The organism is Solibacillus faecavium (assembly GCF_014836905.1).
Lineage (GTDB): Bacteria > Bacillota > Bacilli > Bacillales_A > Planococcaceae > Solibacillus > Solibacillus faecavium.
Window position 1 is genome coordinate 50,665 of the sequence record NZ_JACSPZ010000012.1, and the last position, 26,023, is coordinate 76,687.

At 38.3% G+C, this 26,023-nt stretch carries 25 protein-coding genes; 4 read left to right on the forward strand and 21 right to left on the reverse strand.

The genetic code is table 11. The features are described 5' to 3' along the window. Positions 1-102: 102 nt before the first annotated feature. The 6 genes from H9635_RS17760 to H9635_RS17785 all read right to left on the reverse strand — a co-directional run bounded on the left by H9635_RS17760 (position 103) and on the right by H9635_RS17785 (position 8,212). Positions 103-978 carry a LysR family transcriptional regulator gene (locus tag H9635_RS17760; RefSeq protein WP_191701647.1) on the reverse strand — a complete coding sequence of 292 codons (876 nt, stop codon included), beginning with the start codon at positions 976-978 and terminating at the stop codon, positions 103-105. 560 nt (positions 979-1,538) lie between these two features. Next, positions 1,539-2,114 carry a cupin domain-containing protein gene (locus H9635_RS17765; RefSeq protein ID WP_191701648.1) on the reverse strand — a complete coding sequence of 192 codons (576 nt, stop codon included), beginning with the start codon at positions 2,112-2,114 and terminating at the stop codon, positions 1,539-1,541. A gap of 49 nt (positions 2,115-2,163) precedes the next feature. Next, positions 2,164-3,177 (reverse strand): nucleotide kinase, encoded by a 1,014-nt coding sequence (locus tag H9635_RS17770; protein ID WP_225231388.1) that lies wholly within the window; start codon positions 3,175-3,177, stop codon positions 2,164-2,166. 211 nt (positions 3,178-3,388) lie between these two features. After that, positions 3,389-5,980 (reverse strand): cation-translocating P-type ATPase, encoded by a 2,592-nt coding sequence (locus H9635_RS17775; protein ID WP_191701650.1) that lies wholly within the window; start codon positions 5,978-5,980, stop codon positions 3,389-3,391. Between the two features lie 207 nt (positions 5,981-6,187). Then, the gene (locus H9635_RS17780) at positions 6,188-6,430 is read right to left on the reverse strand and encodes a spore protein Tlp (RefSeq protein ID WP_191701651.1); all 243 of its coding nucleotides are present in this window, start codon (positions 6,428-6,430) and stop codon (positions 6,188-6,190) included. A 450-nt stretch (positions 6,431-6,880) separates the two neighbouring features. Further along, a complete protein-coding gene (locus H9635_RS17785) occupies positions 6,881-8,212 on the reverse strand; it encodes an FAD-dependent oxidoreductase (protein WP_191701652.1) in 1,332 nt (443 codons plus the stop codon). A 173-nt stretch (positions 8,213-8,385) separates the two neighbouring features. Here H9635_RS17785 and H9635_RS17790 point away from each other — a divergent pair, with 173 nt between their 5' ends. The 3 genes from H9635_RS17790 (at position 8,386) to H9635_RS17800 (ending at position 11,545) form a co-directional block, all read left to right on the forward strand. Then, complete coding sequence (locus H9635_RS17790; RefSeq protein ID WP_191701653.1) at positions 8,386-8,718, forward strand: RNA polymerase sigma factor; 333 nt, start codon at positions 8,386-8,388, stop codon at positions 8,716-8,718. A 119-nt stretch (positions 8,719-8,837) separates the two neighbouring features. Further along, a complete protein-coding gene (locus H9635_RS17795; protein ID WP_191701654.1) occupies positions 8,838-9,773 on the forward strand; it encodes a Gfo/Idh/MocA family protein in 936 nt (311 codons plus the stop codon). A gap of 170 nt (positions 9,774-9,943) precedes the next feature. Continuing rightward, on the forward strand, positions 9,944-11,545 hold the full coding sequence (locus H9635_RS17800; RefSeq protein ID WP_191701655.1) for a gamma-glutamyltransferase family protein: 1,602 nt from the start codon (positions 9,944-9,946) through the stop codon (positions 11,543-11,545). Between the two features lie 87 nt (positions 11,546-11,632). Here H9635_RS17800 and H9635_RS17805 read toward each other — a convergent pair whose 3' ends face one another. Beyond that, the gene (locus H9635_RS17805) at positions 11,633-11,941 is read right to left on the reverse strand and encodes a DUF6509 family protein (protein WP_191701656.1); all 309 of its coding nucleotides are present in this window, start codon (positions 11,939-11,941) and stop codon (positions 11,633-11,635) included. A 132-nt stretch (positions 11,942-12,073) separates the two neighbouring features. On the opposite strand from H9635_RS17805, the gene H9635_RS17810 reads away from it, so the two are divergent. Beyond that, entirely contained in the window at positions 12,074-13,249 is a 1,176-nt protein-coding gene (locus H9635_RS17810) for an alanyl-tRNA editing protein (RefSeq protein ID WP_191701657.1), read from the forward strand. A gap of 54 nt (positions 13,250-13,303) precedes the next feature. Here H9635_RS17810 and H9635_RS17815 read toward each other — a convergent pair whose 3' ends face one another. The 14 genes from H9635_RS17815 to H9635_RS17880 form a co-directional block, all read right to left on the reverse strand. Then, positions 13,304-13,660 carry a rhodanese-like domain-containing protein gene (locus H9635_RS17815; protein WP_191701658.1) on the reverse strand — a complete coding sequence of 119 codons (357 nt, stop codon included), beginning with the start codon at positions 13,658-13,660 and terminating at the stop codon, positions 13,304-13,306. Positions 13,661-13,895: 235 nt separating this feature from the next. Next, positions 13,896-15,893, reverse strand: a complete 1,998-nt coding sequence (locus tag H9635_RS17820; RefSeq protein WP_191701659.1) for a methyl-accepting chemotaxis protein — start codon at positions 15,891-15,893, stop codon at positions 13,896-13,898. A gap of 162 nt (positions 15,894-16,055) precedes the next feature. After that, a complete protein-coding gene (locus H9635_RS17825) occupies positions 16,056-16,868 on the reverse strand; it encodes a metallophosphoesterase (RefSeq protein WP_191701694.1) in 813 nt (270 codons plus the stop codon). A gap of 40 nt (positions 16,869-16,908) precedes the next feature. Further along, complete coding sequence (locus tag H9635_RS17830; RefSeq protein WP_225231389.1) at positions 16,909-17,559, reverse strand: DUF3292 domain-containing protein; 651 nt, start codon at positions 17,557-17,559, stop codon at positions 16,909-16,911. Positions 17,560-17,576: 17 nt separating this feature from the next. Then, a complete protein-coding gene (locus H9635_RS17835; protein ID WP_191701661.1) occupies positions 17,577-18,293 on the reverse strand; it encodes a silver transporter in 717 nt (238 codons plus the stop codon). Beyond that, positions 18,259-19,149, reverse strand: coding sequence for an ATP-binding cassette domain-containing protein (locus H9635_RS17840; protein WP_191701662.1), 891 nt, complete (start codon positions 19,147-19,149; stop codon positions 18,259-18,261). The genes H9635_RS17835 and H9635_RS17840 overlap by 35 nt, the downstream gene beginning before the upstream one ends. Positions 19,150-19,153: 4 nt before the next feature. Further along, positions 19,154-19,525, reverse strand: coding sequence for a GntR family transcriptional regulator (locus tag H9635_RS17845; RefSeq protein ID WP_191701663.1), 372 nt, complete (start codon positions 19,523-19,525; stop codon positions 19,154-19,156). A gap of 366 nt (positions 19,526-19,891) precedes the next feature. Beyond that, positions 19,892-20,296 (reverse strand): Na+/H+ antiporter subunit G, encoded by a 405-nt coding sequence (locus H9635_RS17850; RefSeq protein WP_191701664.1) that lies wholly within the window; start codon positions 20,294-20,296, stop codon positions 19,892-19,894. Beyond that, positions 20,274-20,558, reverse strand: coding sequence for a Na(+)/H(+) antiporter subunit F1 (locus tag H9635_RS17855; RefSeq protein WP_191701665.1), 285 nt, complete (start codon positions 20,556-20,558; stop codon positions 20,274-20,276). The genes H9635_RS17850 and H9635_RS17855 overlap by 23 nt, the downstream gene beginning before the upstream one ends. Further along, on the reverse strand, positions 20,555-21,037 hold the full coding sequence (locus H9635_RS17860; RefSeq protein ID WP_191701666.1) for a Na+/H+ antiporter subunit E: 483 nt from the start codon (positions 21,035-21,037) through the stop codon (positions 20,555-20,557). The genes H9635_RS17855 and H9635_RS17860 overlap by 4 nt, the downstream gene beginning before the upstream one ends. Positions 21,038-21,051: 14 nt before the next feature. Beyond that, on the reverse strand, positions 21,052-22,536 hold the full coding sequence (locus tag H9635_RS17865; protein WP_191701667.1) for a Na+/H+ antiporter subunit D: 1,485 nt from the start codon (positions 22,534-22,536) through the stop codon (positions 21,052-21,054). Continuing rightward, positions 22,529-22,867, reverse strand: coding sequence for a Na(+)/H(+) antiporter subunit C (locus H9635_RS17870; protein WP_191701668.1), 339 nt, complete (start codon positions 22,865-22,867; stop codon positions 22,529-22,531). Before H9635_RS17870 ends, H9635_RS17865 begins: the two co-directional genes overlap by 8 nt. A 1-nt stretch (position 22,868) precedes the next feature. Beyond that, positions 22,869-23,291 carry a Na(+)/H(+) antiporter subunit B gene (locus tag H9635_RS17875; protein WP_191701669.1) on the reverse strand — a complete coding sequence of 141 codons (423 nt, stop codon included), beginning with the start codon at positions 23,289-23,291 and terminating at the stop codon, positions 22,869-22,871. Then, positions 23,278-25,689 carry a Na+/H+ antiporter subunit A gene (locus H9635_RS17880; protein ID WP_191701670.1) on the reverse strand — a complete coding sequence of 804 codons (2,412 nt, stop codon included), beginning with the start codon at positions 25,687-25,689 and terminating at the stop codon, positions 23,278-23,280. The genes H9635_RS17875 and H9635_RS17880 overlap by 14 nt, the downstream gene beginning before the upstream one ends. Between the last annotated feature and the right edge of the window lie 334 nt (positions 25,690-26,023).

Below are 26,023 nucleotides of genomic sequence, written 5' to 3' on the forward strand. Positions count from 1 at the left end.
CCCTCCTTTTTTCTGCTTTGTATACAGAAAATTCTATTACAAACAACATTATTAGTAAAAGGAATAATAGGAATATCAATCATTCCCAATGAGCATATTAAATTATTTTTTTATTAAACTAATGAATTTTTCTAATACAAACGATTTGTATGAATCTTTTAAAGTTATGAAGGAAAGCTTCCACAACAAAGGTTCGCCTTTAATTTTAATTAACTTTATATTAGGATTAAGATTCTTTTTATAGATTGAACTCGGAAGTAATGTAACACCATTACTAGAGACTGTTAACTCTAAAATTAAATCCCATTGAGAACTTTTATATACAATTTCTGGTGAAAAACCCGCTTCTTTACATGCATTAATAACGTAGTCATGTAAAGTGAATTCTTCCGTGAAAATAATAAATTTTTCATCTCTTAATTCGCTAATTGAAATTTCTGCTTTAGATGCTAGTACATGATCTTTATGTAAGAAAACAAAGAACTCATCTTCAATATAAGGGTATATATCATACATGTTATTTTTAAAGTATGGAGAGACAACTAATGCTATTTCTACCTTTCCATCTAAAACTATTTCTTCGAGCTTTTTTGCTCCACGTTCGAATAATTCAATTTTTATGTTTGGGAACTTATCATTAAACGTTTCAGCTATTTCCGGGAAAAATAAAGTTCCAATTAAAGGTGGCATACCTAATTTCAAACGCCCAACCTCTATATTTTTACTCTTTTTGATAAGTAAGTGTAAATCATCAATCGCATAAAGAATCTCTTTTCCTTGTTGGTAAACTAACATTCCTATATCTGTTAACTTAACTTTTTTGGATTTTCTGTCGAGCAGGTCAGAAGCCAATTGTTTTTCTAAGCGCTTAATACTTTTACTTAAAGAAGATTGCGTAACATACATTTCCTCAGCCGCTTTTGTAAAGCTATCATGATCTATGACTTGAATAAAATTTTGTAAATCTCTAATTTCCATGTTGAATTCCTTTCATTTGTAAGAATGGATTTATATTTTATGCACTATCCTTATTTATTTCTTTATTTCTTTTGGACTTCAAAATCGCAATTTATAGTTAAAATAATACAGAAAAAATATTTTAATACACTTTAACCTTACACTTTTCCTATTCTAAATCCATCAGTATCTTTGTACTAATTCTTTTATTATCCATTTGATTCTGATTTTGTTCGTAATCGGTTGACTAAAACTGATTTATTGCACGATTGTTATTTTGATTCAATTCTAACGTGAGTAGCATAAAACGAATGATGTAAATCTTGAGAATTATCAAGCTGAAATTGAAGTGTTAAAAGTGAAGAAGGAAAATAAAAAATCACCAAATCCTTTTCACCAAAGGATTTAGCGATTTTCGCCTATTTTACTTATTACATCTAACTGCTGAAATAGGAATAAACATTTCGTAATTTTTTGATTTTAACTTCTATATTATAAAATACAAACTTCTAATACTTGTTAAAATAATTGTTTCTTCTTTCAAAAGAGCAATCGGTCAGTTGCGCTTATTCCCTTTGTTTTTATTTCCCGTGTTCCTCATGCCTAGCGCTCGCTTTAGTAGGTTCAACCGTCCCGAATGGATGATTTGGTGGTGCATAAATTGTATAAAGCTTTAATGGCATCTGTCCTGTATTTGTAACATTATGCCACGTTCCGGCAGGCACAAAAATCGCAGAACCATCAAATACCATTCTATTAAAATTCAGGTTATCTTTTGTTTTCCCCATTTGGGTAATCCCCTGGCCCTGCTCAATCCGAATGAATTGGTCCACATGTGGATGCACCTCTAGCCCAACATCCTCACCAGGATTTATGCTCATTAAAGTAAGCTGTAGATGATTTCCTGTCCAAAGAGCGGTACGATACGTCTGGTTCTGTCTCGCCGCTTCCTCAATATTGATGACAAACGGATTTTTTCCATAATCTTTTAAAACTACTCCCTGATGATTTGAGGCGTCGCCCTGCCAATTATATGGGGCTGTAGTATTTACCCACATTGGATAATTTACATTACCTGGCGTACCCCCATATGGGTTGACCGGTATATGTGTAGGATACTGGTATTGCTGATATGGGTACCCATAAGGATAATACATTTTATCATTCCTTTCGAAAATTCATTCTATTATCATATGCTTTGTTTTTTTAAATGGTTTTTAACTCTTGCACAAGATCAAATAACGGGACTGTCCGTTTATTGAATTCATCTACGTTTAATGCTGCATCTACTGCTTCACGGACTTTCCGTTCTTCGTCGGCATATTGTTTGGCAAATTGCTTCGCTTCTTGCATAGTCGCTTTATACTTTGCGACAAGCTCATTAATGTTGTTTAGCTCCACTTCTGTTGGATGGCAGTGCTGAGCGATGTCGAAAACTTCATCGCCAGGACGATTCTCATCCGGGAAATAAACATGTGGCTCAGTACTATCAAATATACAGAACTTTAATTCAGGCAAAATGACCATATCAATCGAATTGGAATCCAACCCACACCATACGAGCTGCACATCATAGCCACGACTCTGTGCTTCTTTTGCCAATTGCTTCATCATCGAGGATTTACCTGTGCCAGGATACCCTTTGATGAATAGCCTCTTTTCCAAGTTTTGCGTAATACTTTGAACGGTATCACGTGCTCCTGCCGGTGTTAACGTTCCGAGTAGCCGGTGGGTCAGCTGACCCGATTTATCCAATTTCTTCTCACCGAATAATTGATTCGTCAAATCTGCAAATTGCTGATTCAATCCGTTCCAATTCATATACTTCCTTGTTTCCACTTCCCAGTCATCATGAATATGAATCGCCTTGGAAAGAGCAGCAAAGCATTGATTATAGTAGGTTTGTTTTTTTTCATTCAAAGAGAACAACGCTTCATTCGCCGAAAGCTGTTCTTCATCTACACAATCATAAAGGGAAATGACATGATCCCGTCCCCCAAGAACAGTAGGCTCTATTGAAGGATTGGTTGCCTGAAGAATTAAAATCCGATGTGGTGCTTGAATAAAGATGCCTTCAACCGTGCCCTCAAATAATGGGTCATGGAAATACTCGATACTAGCGCCCTTTTTAACATAGTAGTCACCGATGTTTTGAAGCAGCTCGGAAATTTTGAAGCCGTGCGCACCCTTTAGTAAATACACCGTTTGTGCTTCATTCATTAAATCCTTGTATATATTTTTTATGCCCTGCCCTGTCATTGCCTGACCGAAGAAATACTTAACTGTTGTGCTTATGACGTCACCCTTCCATAACCTTGTTAACTTTATTGTTATGTTAAAAGCCTAAAAAAGTTGCCATCTCACGTAGTATTTAATCGAAAAACGCATGCAATTAAGTTCATGCATGCGCTTTATATTCAAGCAGCTCTCTTTAACTCGCTCTGAAAAATAGTTTATGAAGCTGAATTATAATTAGTGGAACTAATGATAAACCATAAATAATTAAATACTGGAAGTTATTCAAGCGCGCTACTTCAAATAATCCAGAGAGCAGCACAAAGTTCAGTATGGAAAATCCTAATAAAAATGCAATCCATACAGCTAAATTCGAGAAGATTCCCAGTTTAAAAATGGATTCATCCGAACGGCAATTAAAGCCATGTACCAGTCTTGATAAACATAATGTCGCAAATGCCATCGTTGTGGCTACTGCAGTATCACCTGTCGACAATCCTATTTGGAAGGCGATGATTGTAACCGCCGCAATAATTGCTCCCTCAAATCCTACTTGGGAAACAAACTTCTTATTTAGCAACGGCTCCTTGATGTTACGGGGCTTTTCTTTCATAAGCTTTTTATTATGTGGCTCTAGCCCAATCGCAATTGCCGGCAAACTATCCGTTAATAAATTTATAAATAATAGATGAATCGGTAGAAACGGTGCAGGCAATGCAAAAAGCGTTGCATATAAAACGACAATAATTGCACCAGCGTTTCCGGATAACAGGAATTTAATAGCGTTACTAATATTGGCGTAAATACTTCGACCATTCGAAATCGATTTGACGATCGTCAAAAAGTTATCATCGGTTAAAATCATCGAAGAAGCATCCTTTGCCACTTCAGTCCCTGTACCCATCGCTACACCAATTTCGGCCTGTTTTAGCGCTGGGGCATCATTTACACCATCTCCCGTCATGGCGACTACATGTCCTTTGTCTTGCCATGCTTTCACAATCCGTATTTTATGTTCCGGGGAGACACGTGCATAAACTGAGATTTTTTCTACCTTTGCCTTCAATTCTCTATCTGAAAGCTTTTCGATTTCTTTTCCTTCAATCGCTTCACTCGGATTTTTTAAAATGCCGAGTTTCTTTGCGATCGCCATTGCCGTAATTTTATGATCACCTGTAATCATGACCGGTTTGATGCCTGCTTTAATACAATCCGCCACTGCTTGTGCCGATTCTTCGCGTGGTGGATCCATCATTGCGATTAATCCAACAAATGTTAAGTTATGCTCCTCTTTTTCCGTTAAGGTAGGAGAATATACATCTTTATACGTAATCGCCATTACCCTTAGCCCGGCATTTGAGAAGGTTTCATTTACGTAATTTATCTTTTCTACTTGCTGCGTCGTTATGTTGGACCCGCCATGACTTGAATGAATGCGGCTAACACGCGGCAGCAGTACATCTACCGCCCCTTTTGTAATCATAACGGAACGATTTCCCATGCGGTGAACTGTGCTCATTACCTTACGAGTCGAATCAAAAGGTAATTCACCAACACGTTGATGAAGGCCACGTACAATATGTTCATTTAAGTCATATTCACGTCCAAATTTTACGAGTGCCAATTCCGTTGGATCCCCGATTTCCTTATCCTTCATTACAACGGAATTATTGCAGAGTATGGCCAATTCGAGCAGTTTTTTATGGTTTTCATTAGCTAGCTTTAGCTCATTAAAAGGCAGAACTTGATCGCCTGTATAAACCTCTTGAACCGTCATTTTATTTTGCGTAAGTGTCCCTGTCTTATCTGAACAGATAATTGATACACTCCCCAAACTTTCTACTGCATGCAGCTTACGAATAATGGCATTTTCCTTCGCCATATTTGTAGTCCCCACTGCTAAAACGATTGTCACAATCGAACTAAGTGCTTCCGGAATTGCTGCAACCGCCAACGAAACGGCGAACATAAAGGAGTCAATTAACTCACGCCCTCGAATAATATCAAGCCCAAATATAATTAAACAAATAATGATAATGCCGAGTGCAAGACGTTTCCCAAAACGATCCAAGCTCACTTGTAATGGCGTTTTTTTCTCCTGTGCATTGTCCAAAAGAGTGGCAATTTTACCGATCTCGGTATTCATTCCTATAGAAGTAACGACCGCTTTTCCACGACCATTCGTTACAAAGCTCCCGGAGAAAACCATGTTCCTTTTATCGCCTATAGCAAGTTCCTTTTCGTGGATGGTGTTCGCTATTTTATCAATCGCTAATGATTCACCGGTTAACGAACTTTCGTTTATTTGCAAACTATAGCTTTCAATTACTCTACCGTCAGCACTAATATAATCGCCTGCTTCCAAAACAAGCAGGTCACCGACAATAACATCTCTTGACGGTATTTCAATAACTGCTCCCTCACGGATGACTTTAGAAACGGGTGCAGCCATTTCCTTTAGACTATTTAGCGATTTTTCCGCTCTTACATGCTGAACAGTTCCCAGTACGGCATTTAAAACAAGTACGATTAGAATAACAATAGAGCTATCTACATCACCAAGAAACATAGAAATAATGGCAGCAGCAATTAAGATAATGACTAAAAAATCCTGAAACTGCTCTAGCATAACTTGAAAGATATTCTTTTGTTTACCTTCTTTCAGTTCATTATAGCCATATTTTTTATGCCGAGAACGTACTTCATAATCTGTCAGTCCATATGGTGTTACGTCCAGCTTCTTCATAACTTCCTGTACGGTGTTACGGTAATAGTCAGATAAATTCATGAGAACCTCCCTTCAAGTTTTAAGTATAGATAACCACTTTATTTGGTTATTGCATGAAAAATATGAGCACTCTCACAAGAACACTGTATGAGAGTTTTATTGTTAAAATGTATATCTCACAATAAAAAATTCATAAAGTTGAAATTCTGCCTTTTTACTAAATAAAAAAACGTTAATCCCATTAAGATTAACGTTTTGACTGAAGCATTATTTATAATAATTTTTTCTAGCTTGAAAGGCTTTTTTTTCTCTTATTTGTTCTTCCAATTGTGCAATGGCCGTTTTACGTCGCGCATTTTTTTCCTCTAAATTTTCCAGTTCTTCAGGAAATGCGAATTCTTTACTAATTTCCGCCTCTTCGATATTTTCCTTCGTATTTTCAATCATCTTCCCTAAACTTAACGCATTTTTGGACTTTTTATTAAATACATCATGTCTATCATTTTTCATGCTTTTTCCTCCTTATTCCTCATTAAAGTTAGTTTGTTTTTCTTTGATTTTTTTATGCAAAGTGATTTTTTCAATTAAATTCGTATATACGTTCGTCACACATGTCACATTATTGTTATAAAAACAATATAAAATAATAAAAATATATAAAAAAACCCTTATGAACACTTGCTACTAAGGGTTTTCATAAGCAACTGGCTATTTTACATATTTTTTACAACTTTATTAAAATGACATTTTCTCCATAAACTTGCGCTATAGTATGTATAAGTTCAAAGAAAAGTAGATAGCCTTCTCCATGATTCCACCTTGCAGATCAAACATAGCTGCCAGCATGGTCGAACGTTTATCTATTGATAATTTATTTGAACAGAATTTGACTAACACCTCTTTTAAACACAAAGCAAGCTCCAGCTATTTCCCAATAATAGCTGGAGCTTGAGACGTTTTTTAATCCTTTTTCCCATACCGCTTCGGTACCTGCATGAGCGCATCCCATACGCCACTAAATGGTGGAGCATAAGCTAAGTCCAGGTCCAATAATTCTTCAAAGGTCATTTCATTGTAAAGCGCTGTAGCAAATACATCAATTCGTTTATCGACACCGTGTTTCCCGACAATTTGCAACCCAACAAGCTTGCGACTTTGTTGTTCAACTAACATGCGCAGCTTCATCTTACTTGGATGAGGATAATAGCTGGCAATGTCGTTCACTTCCATTACATATGCCTCTATCAACGCATTGGACTTATCCGCAGTATCATTAGTTAATCCCGTCATTCCTATTTGTAGATCAAAAAACTTCAAAATGGAAGTTCCTACAATCCCATTGAACTTTTGATTAAAACCGGCAATATTCAAACCAGCGATCCGTCCTTGTTTATTCGCCGTCGTACCAAGAGGCAAGTAATCATCCTGCTGCTTCAGTCTGTTATAATGTGATGCACAATCCCCTGCTGCATACACATTCGCAATGGATGTCTCCATTTTTCCATTAACGATGAGCGCCCCATTTTCAAGCTTTGCAAACCCTGTTGCAAATTGTGTGTTTGGACGTACACCAGTCGCTACGATAACTAATTCAGTAGGGTATGTCCCCGTTTTCGTACGAATTGCTTCGACAACTTGTTCACCCTCAAAACCTATTGTCTCTTCATTCAGTAAAACATCCACCCCTTTTGAAATCGCCTCTTCATAAATGATTTTCGCAAGTTCCGGATCTAATACTGACATGAGCTGACTCCCTTGATGGATCAGACGTACATCCAGACCGCGCTCACGAACCGTTTCGACAACTTCCAGTCCTATATAGCCGCCGCCAACGACTGTAACATGCTTCACATTCGGTAATTGTTCCATCAACTTATTCATTTGGGGAATTGTCTTAATCATATGAATTCCTTTTAAATCGGCATTTTCCAGTCGTGGCATTGACGGCGCAGCACCGGTTGCAATCAGCAGTTTATCGTATACAAATTCAAATGGCTCCTTACTATTTACATCATGTCCGCTCACCTTTTGTAATTTCGTATCAATTGCCGTCACTTCATGAAAGATTCTCGCATCAATGTCGTATTTAGAACGGAATTCCTCGACATCACGAGCAATGAGTTCTTCAGTATTAGGTACCTTTCCGTTAATTACATACGGCAACCCACATTGCCCGTACGAATAAATATCGCCTTTTTCTAAAACAACGATATGTGCGGATTTATTATTACGGACAATTTCCATCGCCGCACTCATCCCAGCAGCGTCCCCACCGATAATTACAACTTTCATCACCGTCACTCCTTGCTTGTTTATAAAACTTATTTTTTTATTTTGTATACTTTTACGAATTTAATTAGTTATATAAGTAAGTTAACTTACAATAAGTAAAGCATATTTCGTTTTTTTTCACACGATTAAGCCTTCTTATTTTCAACATATGGATATCCGGAAGTTGGTGAACTATGGACAAGTCATGGGAAAACTATTTGCTTGAAGAAGCACAAATTGTTTTCAAATATTTATTAAAAATCGGGGCTACAAAGGAAGATGCAGAAGATGTCACACAAGAAACCATTATGAAAACAATTGAATGCTTATCGCAAATTCAAGCAAAAAATTTGCGCGCATGGCTTTTTAAAGTGGCATTGCATCGGTATTACACGTTATATAACAAAAATAAAAGGTCCGTCTCAAACGGCATCGTTGTAACAGGTACTGCCGAGAGCTTAAAGCAATTGCAGAATTTACCTTTCATAAAGGCTTCTTCGCTTGGTGTTGTAGTAGATAAATATTAATTGTAGGCGCAAAAGCATGCTGAACATGTTTTTGTGCTTTTCTTTTTATTATCATAATCTCAAAATATGCTACACTAACTATCAGAAAACTCTAAACTTTTAAAAGGAGCACGAACTGAATGACAAAAACAACAATTGGCATTATCGGCACTGGTGTTGTCGGTGAGCGCATTATTAACCAGGCATTACAAAACGAACACTACGAAATTGCTGCTATATTCGATACGAATGAGGAGCGTACAGCGCAGTTGGCAGAAAAATATAATGTACCGACAACAAATGATTTACAGGATTTACTGAATTTAAAGCCTGACTGGGTTTACATCGGGACGCCCCCTGTCAGCCATGCGACTCTTGCTGAGGAAATTGCGAAGCATGGACTGCATATTTTATCGGAAAAACCACTTGCCCATGATGCTGCAGATGGAGAAACAATGGTACGTGTTGCCAATGATGTAAAGGTGAAAACAGCGATGCACTTCCCATTAATGTATGGAGCAGCCGTACATCAGCTTAAAAAAGAGCTTACATCTGGTATGGGGGATATTACACGCATTGAACTACATACATACTTCCCGGAATGGCCGCGTAAATGGCAACAAAATCCTTGGATTGCCTCACGTGAGCAAGGCGGCTTTATCCGTGAGATTTTCCCGCATTATTTACAGCTGACACACCACTTATTCGGGGATCTCAACATTCTCGCCCATGAAACAACCTATCCGGAAAACACGGAGCTATGTGAAACAGGTGTATCTGCTTTAGCCAAAACAACAAGCGGCATACCTGTTGTAATAAACGGACTTGCCGGCATCGGTCAGGAAGAGCGTATTGATTATAAAATTTTCGGTTCAGAAAAAGTTGTCACATTACGTAACTGGTCACAAGTATATACGAGTAAAGCTTACGAATCGGAAGTGGAAGTCCCTGCGAATACAGCCCCTGAATCCATGCTGGATGCTTGTAGAAAAGTCCTTTTAGGTGAAGAAGCGTTCATCGTCCCATTCGAGGAAGGCTTAAAAGTACAGCGCTGGATTGATGAACTATTGAAATAAAAATCCTTTGTATTTTGAGCTGTTTGGACAATGCTACAGCATGCCAAACAGCTTTTTTTAGGGGAATTTATTTCGGATTCTGAAATATTTATTTGTAAATAACCCCCTTCTATACTAAAATAGTCATAATATTCATTTTTTAGATTACTATTTGTTAAGGGGGAATTTTTATGGACTTTTTACATTACCCATTTCCGAGTAAGCGTAACACTGTTATCGCGAATCGTGGAATGGTCGCAACATCTCAGCCATTAGCAGCACAGGCAGGTTTGGATATTTTGAAAAAAGGCGGAAATGCAGTTGATGCTGCCATTGCTACAGCAGCAGCCTTAACCGTCGTGGAACCAACATCAAATGGTATTGGTGGTGATGCCTTTGCACTCGTATGGATGAAGGATGAACTTTACGGATTAAATGCTTCTGGACCTTCTGCTAAGACCATTTCGAAAGAGGCATTAGCTGAACGGGGACATGATAAAATTCCGATGCATGGGGTCATTCCTGTTACTGTTCCTGGTGCTCCTGCGGCATGGGCTTCCTTATCAAAGCGTTTTGGAAAGCTACCATTAAGCGAAGTATTGGCACCTGCTATTTCCTATGCGGAAGAAGGCTACCCGATTTCAGCAACACTCGGACAATATTGGCAATCTGCGTATAAAAAATATAAAAATTCACTTACAACCGAAGAGTTCCAACACTGGTTTGATACATTTTCGATTGATGGACGCATGCCAGAAATCGGTGAAGTGTGGCATTCACCCGGCCATGGAGATACATTACGCAAAATCGCAAAAACAAATGGCGAGGCATTTTATAAAGGTGATATTGCCGATCAAATCGATGCCTTTATGAAAAAACATAATGGTTTTATTTCTAAGGAAGACTTAGCAAGCTATGAACCTGAATGGGTAAATCCAATTAAGGTACATTATAAAGGCTATGACGTGTGGGAAATTCCTCCGAACGGTCAAGGTATTGTTGCCCAAATGGCACTAAACATTTATCAACATTCAGAGCCGAAATGGCAAGATGCTGAGACATTACATAATCAAATCGAAGCAATGAAACTAGCCTATACAGATGGGAAAGCATTTGTTACAGAAAGCAGTGAAATGCCGGTCGATGTAGAAACATTATTATCAAAAAACTACGGAGAATCTCGTTTTGCAGAAATTATGGATACAGCAATGGATCCTAAGCCATTTGACATTCCGAAGGGTGGAACGGTGTATTTAGCGACTGCCGATGCGGACGGCAATATGGTGTCTTATATTCAGAGTAACTATATGGGCTTCGGCTCCGGTATTGTCATTCCGGAAACAGGTATATCACTGCAAAACCGTGGTTATGACTTCTCACTTGATGAAAACCACCCTAACTTCTTAAAACCTGGTAAACGTACCTACCATACAATTATTCCTGGATTCCTAACGAAGGATAATCAGGCTGTTGGTCCGTTTGGTGTAATGGGAGGCTATATGCAGCCACAGGGACATTTCCAGGTGATTACATCTACCGTAGACTTTGCACTCAATCCGCAGGCAGCTCTTGATATGCCACGTTGGCAATGGATGGGTGAAAAACGAATTGAAGTCGAGCCGCATTTCCCTAATTATTTAGTTCAGGCGTTACAACGTAAAGGCCATGACATTCATGTGGCAGTGGACGGTGGCAGTTTCGGACGCGGGCAAATTATTTGGCGTGATCAAAAAACAGGCGTGCTGTATGGTGGAACAGAGCCGCGTACAGATGGGGCAATTGCCGCTTGGTAAAATGTAAATAATAAAAAAGCACCTCATTTCGAACGACTCCCAACAGTTGGTGGCGTAAAGTTCAATGACGAGGTGCTTTTTTTATTTTTATTGCTCTTCTACTTCTGTTGAATCAGCAAATAATTCTTCTTTACAAAAGCCCAAAATTTCTGCTTCCTCATCTTCTTCCAATGCAAAATCCAAAAACTCATTATTTGCTTTATCCATAATAAAGTAGTTTACAATGCGTACATTTTCTTCGATTACACCAACGATGACACGGATTTCTAAACCTGCTGCAGAATATAGCTCGTCTTCCTCATCTACTTCTACATCTAATAAAAACTCATATCGCTTACCTTCAATAATATTTGTTGGATCTAAAATTTCCTCTACTGAAAACTGTGTAATATTCATATTTGTACTCCTCCCGGAAAATCCTTCTTTCTCATCATAAACGAAATTTCCCGCGCGTCAAATAACAACGATTATTTTACCGTGACAGCAACGTTTTCATATGACAAACTAGAAATTAAGGAGTGATGGATTTTGAAAGAGTTATTTTATTATGAAGACGCAATGATAAAAGAATTTACTGCGGAAATTGTAAAAACAGGTAGTGAAGAAACACGTAATTTTATTGTCTTAAACAATACGGCATTTTACCCAACAGGGGGTGGACAACCCCATGATACGGGCTGGATTAATGACCTGGAAATTATCGATGTCGAGAAAGTGGATGATGAAATCCGTCATTATACTGTGGGAAATTTGTCGAATATTTCCGGGGAAATTAAAGGGAAATTAAATTGGGGACGCCGATTCGACCATATGCAACAACATGCGGGACAGCATATTTTAACAGCTGCTTTTGTAGAATTATTTGATTTTGCTACTGTGAGCTTCCACCTAGGAACTGAACTTGTCACAATCGACTTAAATGTGAGTGAAATATCAGATGATCAGCTAGCCGCCGCGGAAAAGCGGGCAAATGAAATTATTTTGGAAAATCGGCCAATTGAAACTAAATGGGTGACAAAAGACGAGTTAGCTCAGTATAACTTGCGAAAAGTTGTAAAAGTCGATGAAGATATACGTTTAGTCATTATTCCTGACTATGATTACAACGGGTGTGGTGGTACCCATCCTACTTCTACAGGTCAGGTTGGTTTGCTAAAAATTTTAGCTACTGAGAAAATGAAACAGCAAATTCGTGTACATTTTGTTTGCGGCAATCGTGTATTACAGCAGCTCGCTATGCGTAAAAACGTATTAAGTGATGTTGCTCGTCAATTAAGCGCACCAGAAGAAGATGCATCTGAAGCATTAAGAAAATTTGTAAAAACGGCAAAAAGCACTGAAAAAAGCTTGGCAGAGGCACAAGATGCACTGCTTGAATTTGAAGCACAGGCTTTGGCGAAAGAAAAAATCGCGGCAGCAATGTTTGAAAACCGCTCTATCCAAAGCTTACAAAAATTAGCCCGTTTCATTACTCAGCAAAATGAAGATGCAATTGCTCTTCTCGTTGCCAACAATGAGGACAAGCTTCAGTTTGTCGCAGCACGTGGCAGTCAACAAACGCAATCAATGAAAGAAATTTCCGCAGCCGTTTTACCACTTATGAACGGTAAAGGCGGCGGCAACGATGCACTTGTCCAAGGTGGTGGCGAGAAAATCATTTCCGCACAGGCACTGCTAGATGCCATGAAAAAGGCAATCCAATAAAAAATGGGAGAAGCAGATAAAGGGTATTTCCCTTATCTCTTCTCCCATTTTTATTTAGCCTGCTCGCAGCCCATTCATACCACGACGGACATTCGTGACATCAGTATAGCCTAGCTTTACAAGTTCCTTACAAGCCTTGTTACTTCGTACCCCACTTTGACAAATGACGACAATTGACCGATCTTTCGGCAGATCACCTAAATACGTGCCAACAGGGCGATTTATAAATTGAGGAATATGTGCCTCTTTATATTCCTTCTCCGTTCGAACATCCACAAATACATACTGTTTATCTTCCAGTAATGGCTGCAAATCTTTTGTCGTAATATATTTCACACCTTTTTTCGGCATAAAACGCACAACCATCACGACAATTCCCACCATTGTCAATAAAGTAATAATACCTTCCATTTTGCATACCCCTACAACTTGTTTTCTCTATTTTACGATACTGTTGCTGCGCTGACGAACAATTTGCGTTTTTTTAGGGGGAGCAAAGATTTTGTAATAATTTATTAGAACTTTTTCTGTTTTTTTAGAAACACAACCACATTTATTAGATACGCGCCCATGCCCCCTTCCGCATTTCGCTCCCTCTCAAACAAAAACAGCAGCGCAACAAAAACCCATTGCACCGCCGTTTACATTATAGTTTAAACTGTTTAATTGTGACCTGTAAGTCTTTTGCCATTTCAGACAGCTTTACGGCTTGATTAGCCATTGCATCTACTATTTCTAACTGACCGGATGCTGAATGCGCAACATCCCTTACATACGTTGCTGCTGATGTAACCGAAGCTGACATTTCTTCCATTGATGCCGATACTTCTTCTGTATTGGCGCTCATTTCTTGAGCAGAACCACTCAGCCCTTCAATTTCAACTGCAATTCTGGAAACTGCTTCTACAATTTCGCTGAAGCGTTCGTCTAATTGGCTTATAGATTGTAAACCTTGCGCAACATTTTCCTCTCCTGATTCTGCTGCTTGAACGGCTTCCACAGTATATTGTTGTACTTTCTGAATCAGGACATTAATTTTCGCTGCTGAATCAGCCGTTTGCTCAGATAATTTGCGTACTTCCCCTGCCACTACTGCAAAACCGTGTCCAGCCTCCCCAGCACGGGCAGCCTCAATCGATGCATTTAATGCCAGTAAGTTTGTCTGAGATGAAATATCGGTAATCATTTTTGAAATTAGCCCGATTTCCTGCGACTCTTGCTTTAGCTTATGGATGACTTCCAATTCAATTTCAGTCCCAGATTGTATTGCATTCATTTTTGCAATCGAATGGCGAACTGCCTCATGACCATCGCGGACTTTCTTTTCTATAAAGTCCGTATGCTCAGAAACAGTACTGGCTACTTCGGCTACTTCCTGAATACCCATTGCCATCTGCCCCATCGTCTCCGCACTTTCTTCCGTTACTTTCGCCTGACTATCAGATCCCCGCTCTACCTCTTCTATTGATTGTGAGATAATTTTCGCATTGTCGGTCACTTTCATAACATCTCCCATTAACTCACAGGAGGCTTCACTTACATTTGCAGAGTTTGTTTGCACTTTAGTAATCATCATATGCATATTTTCCACAACTTTAGTCAACGAACGAGAGAGCACCCCGAGCTCATCATGACGTTTTTGAAGACGCTCATGTGGCTTATGGGTGAAATCCCCCTGCCCTATAAATTCGCTTACTTTTACTACTTCACGAATTGGACGACTAATACTGTTGGATAGGAAGAAGGCAATAATTAACCCAATAAATAGCACACTAAATGTAGAAATCGTTAAAGTAATCCTCATTTTCATTAAACTAACGAACATCTCATTTTCCTTTGCCATAATTCCGATAGACCAGCCATTATCTAAAGTATGATAGCCGAGGAAGTGATTATCGCCATTAGTGTCCTTATATTCAAAGAATCCTTCTTCGTTTGAGATAAGTTCCTCAACAGCAAGAGCCTCTCCAGTCATTTTGTCCGATTCTTTTGCCTTAGTTAAAAAGTTAACTTGTTCCTTTACATATTCATGGTTCGGATGCGCCTGAATGGTACCCTCTTCATTTATTAAATAGGCATACCCCGTTTTTCCCACAACGATATCTTCCAATACCGATGATAAGAAATAACCATCCATACGTGCGAGTAACAATGCCTTTTCCCCTGTTACGGTTTCAATAGGTGTCGCAATCATAATTACCGGCTCATTTGTTACACGGCTTATAATCGTATCAGACATTGCCGTATTTCCTTCAAGTGCAGTTTGAATGTATGCGCGATCCGCTAAATCGGCTGTTGTATTATCCAAATAACGGGCAACCCCATTTGCATCGACGATTCCAAAGCCTAAATAATCTTCACTTTCTGCTAGACGCTTGTTCAAATATGCTGCTTGTTCTGTAAAATCCATACTTTGAATGGCAGAATGCTCCGCGATTCCTTGTATTTCAGTATGTGTACGTTTAAAAAATTCCTCAATATAATGTGATACATCGCCGGCCTTTGACTGTAAATTATCCCGAATTTGTATTTCCAATGAATTATAACTATTATAATAGCTCGATACACCTAAAACGGCGCAAGTTAAAGTAAGTAATATTACGATGGATAAAGTTAACTTTGCCCCAATCCCTCTATTTTTCATCCAATACCCTCCATAAATTATAGAAATCTAGTAATCACAATGAATTTTATGCTATAAATTACCTATTATTAATTACCTAACACATAATATAAAACTGGTAATGGTATGTAAACAAAATATTGGGAACAACAAAAAAACGTCACATCTTCGTGACGTTTTCGGCTATTTTTTTAATTGAATGACATAAACTTCAGGTAGATTAAAGATTCGATAAGGAAACAGACTATTACCTAGCCCTCTATTTACAATCATCTTCGTTTGTTGTTCTTCAAATATCCCCGCTGAATATTTCGGCATTATGCCTTGCGAAGGTGCAACAAGTCCCCCAATAAAAGGCACTCGAATTTGCCCCCCATGAGCATGGCCCGTCATGACTAGATCAATATTTGCTTTCACATAGGCATCAAACTGTTCTGGTCGATGCGATAACAAAACAGTAAACAAATCCTTATCAATACTTTGCATGGCCTGATCAATTGATCGCCCTACATTCTGTCCCATCAGCGGGTCCTCAATACCAGCTATGACAATCTGTTCCCCATTGCGCTCTAACAACACCGCATCATTTGGCAATACATGGACACCGATCTCTATTAGTGCTGCATAAATTTCATCCATTAAATTCAGCGCAACCTCATGATTACCGATTACATAATAAACATCCGCAATTTCGGTAAATTGACGCACAGCCTGCAAGCTATTTTCCAGATCATAGCGTCTGCTATCAACGATATCACCTGTAATGAAAATAACATCCGGATTGGTAGCCCGTACTTTTTCTACTAAGCGTGACTGATTTTCCCCAAACGTTGCATCATGTAAATCGGTCACCTGCGCAATTCGAAAACCATCAAAGCTCGCAGGAATTTTGTCAGACTCATGGATATGCTCTGTCGTTACAAGCCAATTATTATTAATATATAAAAATATATAGACTACTACTATAAAAATGATTAATTTCAAGATCTTTTTCAACACATAATTCGCTCAATTCATTGTGAGTTTTAAGCAGTCGTTAATACCGCCCATCTTTATCAATAATATTGAACTGTTTCGGAACATTCAAGTGTAAAATACGTTGACCAATTAAATCATGGAGCGGATTATCAAATCGGGAATGAAAACCAACATTTAACAATTGTGAAGAAAAGTTTACCGATTTCATTTTTACCTCTGTATCTGCTTCTAGAATATATAGCTTATTTTCATTCCATTCAATTCGAGGCTCTTCAACAAATGGTGTAATATACACACCATTTAAATAAAGCGGTGTTTCATAATAGGATACGGTTATTTCATTTTCATTCGTTTCTGCCCACGATATATATACAGGTAAGTAATAGCTGTTTTCATTGCGGAGAATTTCAATGTTCTCTACCGTTGCTTCAAATGTCTTAGTAAACTTTAAATGCTCTTCTTTTAAACTTTCATATTTTCGTAACTTTAAATCGCTTGAAAGTTGTTCATTACCAATACGCTGCTCTTGTAAAAACTCCTTGGAAGGCGCTTTAGCGATATCGCCTGACATAAACATTAAATAGACAAAGGCTAGAAGTCCACAACCAAAATAGACAGCGGAAAACACCAATGTCCGCTTTGGTTTCCATATACGGATTTTTGTTATGAAAAAACCTGCTATCGTTACCCCTATAATTAATAAATACAAAAAAACAAAAGCGATACTCATGTGCGCGTCACCTCTCTACGTTGGCGCATCAATACAATGAACAGCCACAATAAAATAATATAAATTGCGCTACGGCCAATAATTTGCAGCGCGCTCCCCCCAAAAAGAATACCCCAAAGTTCAATCGAATACTGGCGAATTAGGAGAAACACCCCTGCACATAAAATCGCAAACACAATTTTCGAAAAATCAAACACAGCATGGATAAAGTAGCCGATGGATGCTGCCAGTAACGAGCAAACCGTAAAACTAATAAATGTTAGCAATGCATATTCCATGCTATGGAATATAAATAAATCACCCGTCCGTAAAATGTCGACCAATATCGAAATCCATAATGTACTGATTGCAGCAACCAATGTAAAAATACATAACACAACTAGGAACAATGCAGATGAAATAGCTTCTGTATAGTTTGTCGTGACAATCGAAAAGTTATCTCGTGAAATGGACTTTGATGCAAGCATCCAACCAAATATAAGCATCATGATGACAGTAAACATAAAGAGGGAATCCAATGTATAATATTGTTCCTTATAATTAACGAATTCGCGTCCCATACCTAAAGTTCCACTTCTTCCACCACCTGATAGTAGTGTCAGTAAAATATATACAATCAGCACCGTACTAAACATTGAACTATATGCCTTACACTTCCACTTCACCTGCTCATAAATATTACGCGCGGGACTCACTGTTACGATAGATGTCATCAATGGATCCTCCTCCTTCCGTTGCTGTTAATACTTTGCATACATCACTTGCGGATAAACTTTGCATCCGGACGTGATCTGGTAATGGCCAATCATTCTTTCCTACAATCGCTTCAAAAATCGGACCATTTTCATATGTAGCAAGTACCTCATACTTTTTTAAAGCAGGCTCCACATTTTCCTTTTGTCCAACAAGCTTTACCGCCAACTCCTGCACTTCCACTACCGGTGCAAATAATGCTACTTTCCCTTCATGAAGCAGTATAATTTCTTCAATTAAATGCTCCATCTCATTTAAGTAATGGCTTGAAATCATGATGACACGCGGATACGCTAAAAAATCCTTTAATATTACTCTGTACATATCATCCCGAATCGTTTCATCCATCCCATTCATTGGCTCATCTAGTAAAGTGATCGCACTGCGGCTGGCAATTCCGTAAATGAGATTGAAGGTCGCCTTCTGACCTTTGGATAATTGGTAATGGTAATTTTTTTCAGAGATATTACTAAATTTCAATAGCTCAAATGCTAGGTCCGTTGCAAAATTTATGTAGAACTTTTCTGCTGATTTAAAAATTTCCCTTAAAGTTAAAACAGCTGGAAATGTCATTCCATCCTCTATAAAAATTGTATTTGCTGCAACCGTTAAGTTTTGAAAAGGCTTTTTACCGAATACTTCTATGTTTCCATTAGAAGCTTTTGCATGACCGGCTATTATCTTTAATAATGTTGATTTTCCTACACCATTCCGCCCGATAAGACCAATTATTTTGGGCTCATCAATTTGAAAAGAAACATCGGTTAAAATCGCTCTCTTCCCATAATGCTTTTCTAACTTCTCAAAGGTAATCATGTCCTCACCCCTCCTGTTGAATATGCTTAATTAGTTTAATCAAATCTTCATCCAGCACGCCTAAACGTTTTGATTCCTGTACAATTTCCTTGGCCATTTTTGTCAGTGTTTCACTGCGCCGTGTTGTTAAAATCCGATGTTTTGCATCCGTTACAACGAACATCCCTAGTCCTCTCTTTTTATATAAAATCTCTTTTTCAACTAGAATCGTTAAGCCCTTCCCTGCTGTTGCTGGATTAATGTTAAAAATTTCTGCCAGCTGATATTGGGAATACACTTTTCCATCCGGAAGCAACCGATCAGCTAATATTTCATTTTCAATCCATTCTGCAATCTGAATATAAATAGGTGCTGTATTTTGACCATTGAAATTCAAGAAAATCCTCCTTTCATTGTTATCCAGTACATTAGTGTTGTAATGTACTATATATAAACTTAGCTTTTTTGTCAATAAAACGAGAAATATTATCCACATATACTATTTATCCACAAAGTTATCCACTTTCGATTGAGTTATACACATTTTAATCACGATTTTTCAACAGGTAGACCAAAACTTATCCACAAACCCTTAGTTAGAGCTCATAAAATATCCTCTATTTCTTTATGGAAATGCCATTTTTATATAATTTTTTACTATAATAAGTATCAATTTTTATAGATTGTGGATAACTAAAAAATTTAGGCAAAAAAAGCATTTTAGAAGTGCCATTCGCCTACTTCTAAAATGCTTTAATTGATATTATTTAATTTCCTTTAAAGTAGCCTCTACTTCTTCTTTTACTTGGATATTTTCTTCGCCAAATAAAATTTCATTTAAGGCATCATCTCCAGAACCTTCTGCTAGCGGTACGCGTGAACGATACGCTGCTCGACATACTAAATGCCCGGCTACCGGTGCTGTGATAAATACGAAAATAATCCCTAAAATTAAGCGAATACTTACATAGCCATCATGAATCCAAAAATACACAAACCCACCAAATAAGCAAAGTAGTACAGAAAGTGTCGCACTTTTCGTGGCAGCATGCGAGCGTGTATATACGTCCGGCAATCGAATCATACCAAATGCACTAATCACGCTCACGATGGCGCCTACTAAAATTAGAAGTGCAGCCATTAACTCAATCAGCTGATTTACGTTCAACAATGACACCTCTTTCGATATATTTCGAGAATGCAATTGTTCCGATAAATGCTAAAATACCTAAAATTAGAATCGCCTCTAAAAACGCCTTTGTATTTAATACGATAGAGACAATCGCAATTGCGGAAATCAAATTAACACCAATGGTATCGAGTGCAATTGCGCGGTCAGGTAGTGACGGTCCTTTTATAACACGATAAAGGGAAAGCGCGATTGCTAGCATAAATAAAACAAGTGCCGTTTTTAAAATCAGATCGATCATTGTGTCACCTCCAAAATGGCACGTTCAAACTTGCCGATTGAACGAATTACCGTTTCTTTCGATTCCTCTATATCCATCGCATGAATATAAAACGTACTGTTATCTTCTGATACTTCCATCACAACAGATCCCGGTGTTAACGTTAATAACAGCGCTAATGTCGTGACTTGGTAGTCGCCTCTCAATTTTGTTTCATAAGTGAAAATACCCGGTGTAATTTTCAGTTGCGGGTCCAACACGTGTTTTAATACAGAAATACTTGATGAAAGCAGCTCTCGAATAAATAAAAGGATGAGCTTGATAATTTTTAACACACGGCGTAAATAAAATTGTGTTCCAAAGAATCGATGCATGGCATATAAAATCAATGTTCCGACTAAAAAGCCTGACATGAATGTCGTAAAATCGGCCGTTGGATCATCTTTCAATAAAAACCAAAGCGTTGCAATAAATAAATTAATAATAAATTGACCTAACATGTGCTCACCCTCCTTTACTTATTCGTATTTAAAATTGCATCGATGTACACAGAAGGGTTCGATAATGTGTAAGCTGCATCATTCACATAAACTGCCAAACCTTCTGCACCAACGCCTAACCCAATAATGAAGATGGCCAATAGTACAAATGAAGCCATTACACTTCGTGGAATCGGCATTTTGTCTTCCTCATTAATCGATGTTTCCCCAAAAAACGAAGCTAGGAAAATACGTAGTAACGAATACATAACGATAATACTTGAGCCAAATGCCAACGCCAGTAAAACATATGATTCCGTTTCAACTGCGCCTTGACCAATCAGCACTTTTCCAATAAAACCACTCAACGGCGGGATACCGACAAGTGCACACATCATAATAAAGAACAGCCACCCGAACAATGGATAAATTCGGATTAATCCATTCATATTTTTCACGACAATCTCACCCGTTACAAGTACCATTGTACCAATGAGTAAAAACAGAAATGCCTTTCCAAGAATGTCGTGAACTAAATAATAAACCGCACCTGCCATAGCTGATTCTGTGCCAATTGCAAGAGCAACTAATATAAAACCAACACTAATAATAACATTGTACGTAGCAATCGTTCGAACGTCTCGTCCCGCTAATGCGCCCATACATCCTGCAATAATCGTTATCCCTGCCATTACCCCAATGATTGTATGAGTAATTTCGGGTTGCAACGGGAACATGAGCATAAATGTACGGAACAATGCATACATGCCGACCTTAGTTAATAATGCAGCAAATAATGCCTGCACAGCTGTAGGTGGAACACTGTAGGAGCCTGGCAGCCAGAAGAACAATAATAAACCAGCCTTTAATCCAAATACAACTAAGAAAGTAAGTGACACGACCGTCAGCAATGGATCTTGCCCTGCCTCTGCCACACGCTGTGCAATATGCGCCATATTAAGCGTCTTTAATGTTCCGTACAAGTATGCTAGTGCAACTAGGAACATCCACGATGCCACAACATTGATTAATACATACTTGATTGACTCCCGGAGCTGAATCTTACCTCCGCCTAAAGCAATCAGTACATATGAAGCAAGAAGCATCACTTCAAAACAAACAAATAGATTGAATATATCACCTGTCAAAAAGGAACCATTCACCCCTGCAATCAAAAACAATACAAAAGGGTAAAAGTACATTTTCTCATGACGCTCACCTATTGTTGAAAATGCATAAATTAAACAAATTGCCGTTACGATACTTGCTGCTAATACGAGCAGTACCGAAAAGGAATCGGCTACAAACAAAATACCAAATGGCGGCATCCATCCACTGAAGTCTAAACGAAGTATTCCTTCATTTTGGATAAGCTGTAATAAGACGACAGAGATGCACGCTACAAAGACCATCGTAACCAAACTTACAATTCGTTGGAGCTTAATATTATTATTTAAAAATACTAATAGTGTTGCCGTAATAATCGGCACAATTAAAGGTAAAACAATTATATTATTCATCAGATGACCCTCCAAGCTCCTCTAGATCATCGGTTCCATTCATTAAGTACATCCGGTAAGCCAGTACTAGTAAAAATGCCGTAACCGCAAAACTAATTACAATCGCTGTTAAAATCAAAGCCTGTGGCAAAGCATCAGTAAACGGAGCTGCCGCCTGTCCTAAAAGCGGAACACTCCCCTTCTTCAAGCCACCAACCGTCAATAATAATAAATGAACGGCATGTGAAAGAATGGCTGTGCCGACAATGACGCGTATTACACTACGAGAGAGGATTAAGTAAGTAGCGACTGCGACTAGAATGCCGACAAGTACAATCATTAATGATTCCATACTATTCATCCTCACTTATATTTAAAATAATCGTTACGAGTGTACCGACGACCGTCAATGCGACACCAGCTTCAAAAATCGTAACAGTAGACAAATGCTTCTCTCCTAATAATGGAAGATCAAAATAACCATCTGCCTGTGTTAAAAAGGGTACATCAAAGAAAATAGAGGCGATGGCCGAACCAGTTGCCAGCAATACCCCGATTGCAGCTACTTTTTTAAAGTCAAACGGCATACCTTTATGGACCGTTTCAATATCGTACGTCAAATACAGAAGGACGATCCCCGAGCCAAGTACTAATCCACCGATGAATCCACCGCCTGGGGCATTATGTCCTGCAAAAAATAAGTACATACCAAGCGTAAAGACGATGAACACAACGCCTCGTACGACTGATTTTAAAATAACATCATTTACTTTCAACGTCTGCATCCCCCTTTTTCGCCTTTAGCTTAATAAGTGTGTAGATGCCTAGACCCGCAATAAAGAGTACAACTACTTCCAGCATCGTATCAAATGCACGGAAATCCCCTAAAATCGTGTTGACGATATTTTGCCCGCCTGCTAAATTATACGAGTCCTCAAAGTACTTCGAAATCGGCTCAAATCGATCGTAGTTCATTACCGCTAAGCCGATAAGTGTAACAGTTGCGCCAACCGCTATGGAAATAGTTATTTTCGCAAATCTCCAGCTCTTCGATATATACTCGTTTTTAAGCTTCGGTAAATATTTAAAAGATAGTAGGAACAGCGCTGTTGTCACAGACTCGACGACCAACTGTGTAAGCGCTAAATCAGGTGCTCTAAACACGACAAAGAAAAATGCTACAGAATATCCGAGTACCCCGTTTAACAGAACTACAGTAATACGCTGTTTTGCAAAAATAATTGCCACGGCAGCCATAATCATAACGAATACTAAAACCAATTCATAAGGCTCGATTACCGAGTCCTTTGAAGGATTCCAGCTAAATGCATCCGCATAAATCATATAACCCGCTAAAAGGGCAACAAAAAACACATAAATATACACGAAATAATAGGTTAAATTACCGTTCATATAACGATTCGTTGCACGTCCTGATACATTCTCACTTGAAGTAATCACACGTTCATACAAAGCGTTTAATGTAAAACTTGGTGGAATCAGCTGATAGATAGGACGCCACTTTTTTAATACTCGGTACAATAGAACCCCTAATAAAATGACACCTGCTGTCATAATAAGCTCTGTATTTATATATCCATGCCATGCCGCAATATGAGGCGTCATATCCTCTACCGACGGAAACATTGGATAGATGCTTGCCATTGCCGGACTTAAAATATAATGTCCCAGCACATTAGGGAAGATAAAAATCCCTACAACAAATGCAATTAAAATATAAGGAGAAATCAACATGCCAAATGGTGCTTCATGCGGCGGCTTCTCCAAACGATCTGGCTGGATTTTGCCGAAGAACGTACGCATAACAATAATGACACAGTAAATAAAGGTGAATATACTTGCTACCCATGCAATAATGGGGAATAAAACTCCGATGCTATTAAGTGAGAAAAGATCCAGCTCGGTAATTTTTAACGTTGCCGTAAAGAACATTTCCTTACTTAAAAAACCATTGAATGGTGGTAATCCCGCCATAGAGGCACTACCGATAACAGCTATCGTAAATGTAAATGGCATAAGTGACATCAATCCACCTAAACGGCGAATGTCACGCGTCCCCACTTCATGATCGACAATACCTACCATCATAAAGAGTGCACCTTTGAACGTTGAGTGATTGATTAAATGGAACAAAGCCGCAAAAGTGGCCTGTGTATAAATGACGGATTCCGTTGAATAACCGGAATGGAGTGCAGCAGAGCCAAGACCAAATAGACACATAATTAATCCAAGCTGGCTAATTGTTGAGTAGGCAAGTAATGCCTTTAAATCGAACTGTTTGACGGCATTAAATGATCCCCAGAATAAAGTAAGGAGACCTACCCCACTTACCGCCCAAAACCATACTTCGTGACCTCCGAAAATAGGCGTTGTACGTGCAACAAGGTAAATACCTGCTTTAACCATAGTGGCAGAGTGCAAATAGGCAGAAACCGGTGTAGGCGCCTCCATTGCATCAGGCAGCCAAATATGGAAAGGAAATTGGGCGGATTTTGTAAATGCCCCTAAAAGCACTAAACACATCGCTGGTACAAAGTATGCACTGGATTGCACAACATCTAAATTTGCGACAATTTCCCGTATACTAAACGTACCGGATGCAACATATAACATTAAAAAACCAGCTAACATCGCAACGCCACCAGATACTGTGATGGTCATTGCTTTTCGTGCACCTGCACGAGAGGCTTTACGGTGATGCCAAAATGCAATTAAAAGGAATGAGGAAACACTCGTTAATTCCCAAAATACATAAAGCACCATTAAATTATCTGAAAGGACGACGCCTAGCATAGCGCCCATGAATAGTAATAAATAACAATAGAAATGGTGTAACGATTCTTTCGTTGATAAATAGAAAATTGAATACAGTATGACTAAACTACCTACCCCAGTAATGAGCAAACTGAATATCATGCTCAATCCATCTAGATACGTAGTAATATTAATACCGAAAGAGGGGATCCACTCAAACGTCTTGACGAATACTTCGCCATTTGCAACTCGAGGGATATATGTAGCTAAAATTGAAAATAAAACGACTGGTACGACTAATACAAACCATCCTAAGTGAACTTTCTTAAAACGGCTGTATATAAACGGGATTAATGCTGCGGCAAGAAACGGCAACACAATGGAAAGCACGACAATCAAAAGCAAAAACCTCCTAAAATAAAGTCAACAAAACTATGTAAACACTAAATTTAATTAATCATACTTGACTATCTATTTAACTCACTTCATAATAATGTGGCATATAGAGATTATATTTATAAATAAATACCATTTTTTTAGACTAAATTGCTGAAAGCAAGAAAAAAATTACGTTGAATTTAGTGATTGTAAATAAACATCACAGAAATAAGTATACAATAATAAAGTGTGCAATGCACTGTAATAGCTTTCGTTTTATCTCAATTATGCTTAATTTCTCAAAATATATTCCGATTCAATAAATTATCATAGGATAAGAAAAAGAGGTGCGAAC

Excerpts from the sequence above, each read along its gene's own strand:
- H9635_RS17800 (WP_191701655.1), top strand. The coding sequence starts at position 9,944 with ATGGACTTTTTACATTACCCATTTCCGAGTAAGCGTAACACTGTTATC.
- H9635_RS17820 (WP_191701659.1), bottom strand. The coding sequence starts at position 15,893 with ATGAAAAATAGAGGGATTGGGGCAAAGTTAACTTTATCCATCGTAATA.
- H9635_RS17815 (WP_191701658.1), bottom strand. The coding sequence starts at position 13,660 with ATGGAAGGTATTATTACTTTATTGACAATGGTGGGAATTGTCGTGATG.
- H9635_RS17795 (WP_191701654.1), top strand. The coding sequence starts at position 8,838 with ATGACAAAAACAACAATTGGCATTATCGGCACTGGTGTTGTCGGTGAG.
- H9635_RS17790 (WP_191701653.1), top strand. The coding sequence starts at position 8,386 with ATGGACAAGTCATGGGAAAACTATTTGCTTGAAGAAGCACAAATTGTT.
- H9635_RS17855 (WP_191701665.1), bottom strand. The coding sequence starts at position 20,558 with ATGATCGATCTGATTTTAAAAACGGCACTTGTTTTATTTATGCTAGCA.
- H9635_RS17760 (WP_191701647.1), bottom strand. The coding sequence starts at position 978 with ATGGAAATTAGAGATTTACAAAATTTTATTCAAGTCATAGATCATGAT.
- H9635_RS17860 (WP_191701666.1), bottom strand. The coding sequence starts at position 21,037 with ATGTTAGGTCAATTTATTATTAATTTATTTATTGCAACGCTTTGGTTT.
- H9635_RS17835 (WP_191701661.1), bottom strand. The coding sequence starts at position 18,293 with ATGACATCTATCGTAACAGTGAGTCCCGCGCGTAATATTTATGAGCAG.
- H9635_RS17775 (WP_191701650.1), bottom strand. The coding sequence starts at position 5,980 with ATGAATTTATCTGACTATTACCGTAACACCGTACAGGAAGTTATGAAG.
- H9635_RS17840 (WP_191701662.1), bottom strand. The coding sequence starts at position 19,149 with ATGATTACCTTTGAGAAGTTAGAAAAGCATTATGGGAAGAGAGCGATT.
- H9635_RS17780 (WP_191701651.1), bottom strand. The coding sequence starts at position 6,430 with ATGAAAAATGATAGACATGATGTATTTAATAAAAAGTCCAAAAATGCG.
- H9635_RS17765 (WP_191701648.1), bottom strand. The coding sequence starts at position 2,114 with ATGTATTATCCTTATGGGTACCCATATCAGCAATACCAGTATCCTACA.
- H9635_RS17870 (WP_191701668.1), bottom strand. The coding sequence starts at position 22,867 with ATGGAATCATTAATGATTGTACTTGTCGGCATTCTAGTCGCAGTCGCT.
- H9635_RS17785 (WP_191701652.1), bottom strand. The coding sequence starts at position 8,212 with ATGAAAGTTGTAATTATCGGTGGGGACGCTGCTGGGATGAGTGCGGCG.
- H9635_RS17770 (WP_225231388.1), bottom strand. The coding sequence starts at position 3,177 with ATGAATGAAGCACAAACGGTGTATTTACTAAAGGGTGCGCACGGCTTC.
- H9635_RS17865 (WP_191701667.1), bottom strand. The coding sequence starts at position 22,536 with ATGAATAATATAATTGTTTTACCTTTAATTGTGCCGATTATTACGGCA.
- H9635_RS17805 (WP_191701656.1), bottom strand. The coding sequence starts at position 11,941 with ATGAATATTACACAGTTTTCAGTAGAGGAAATTTTAGATCCAACAAAT.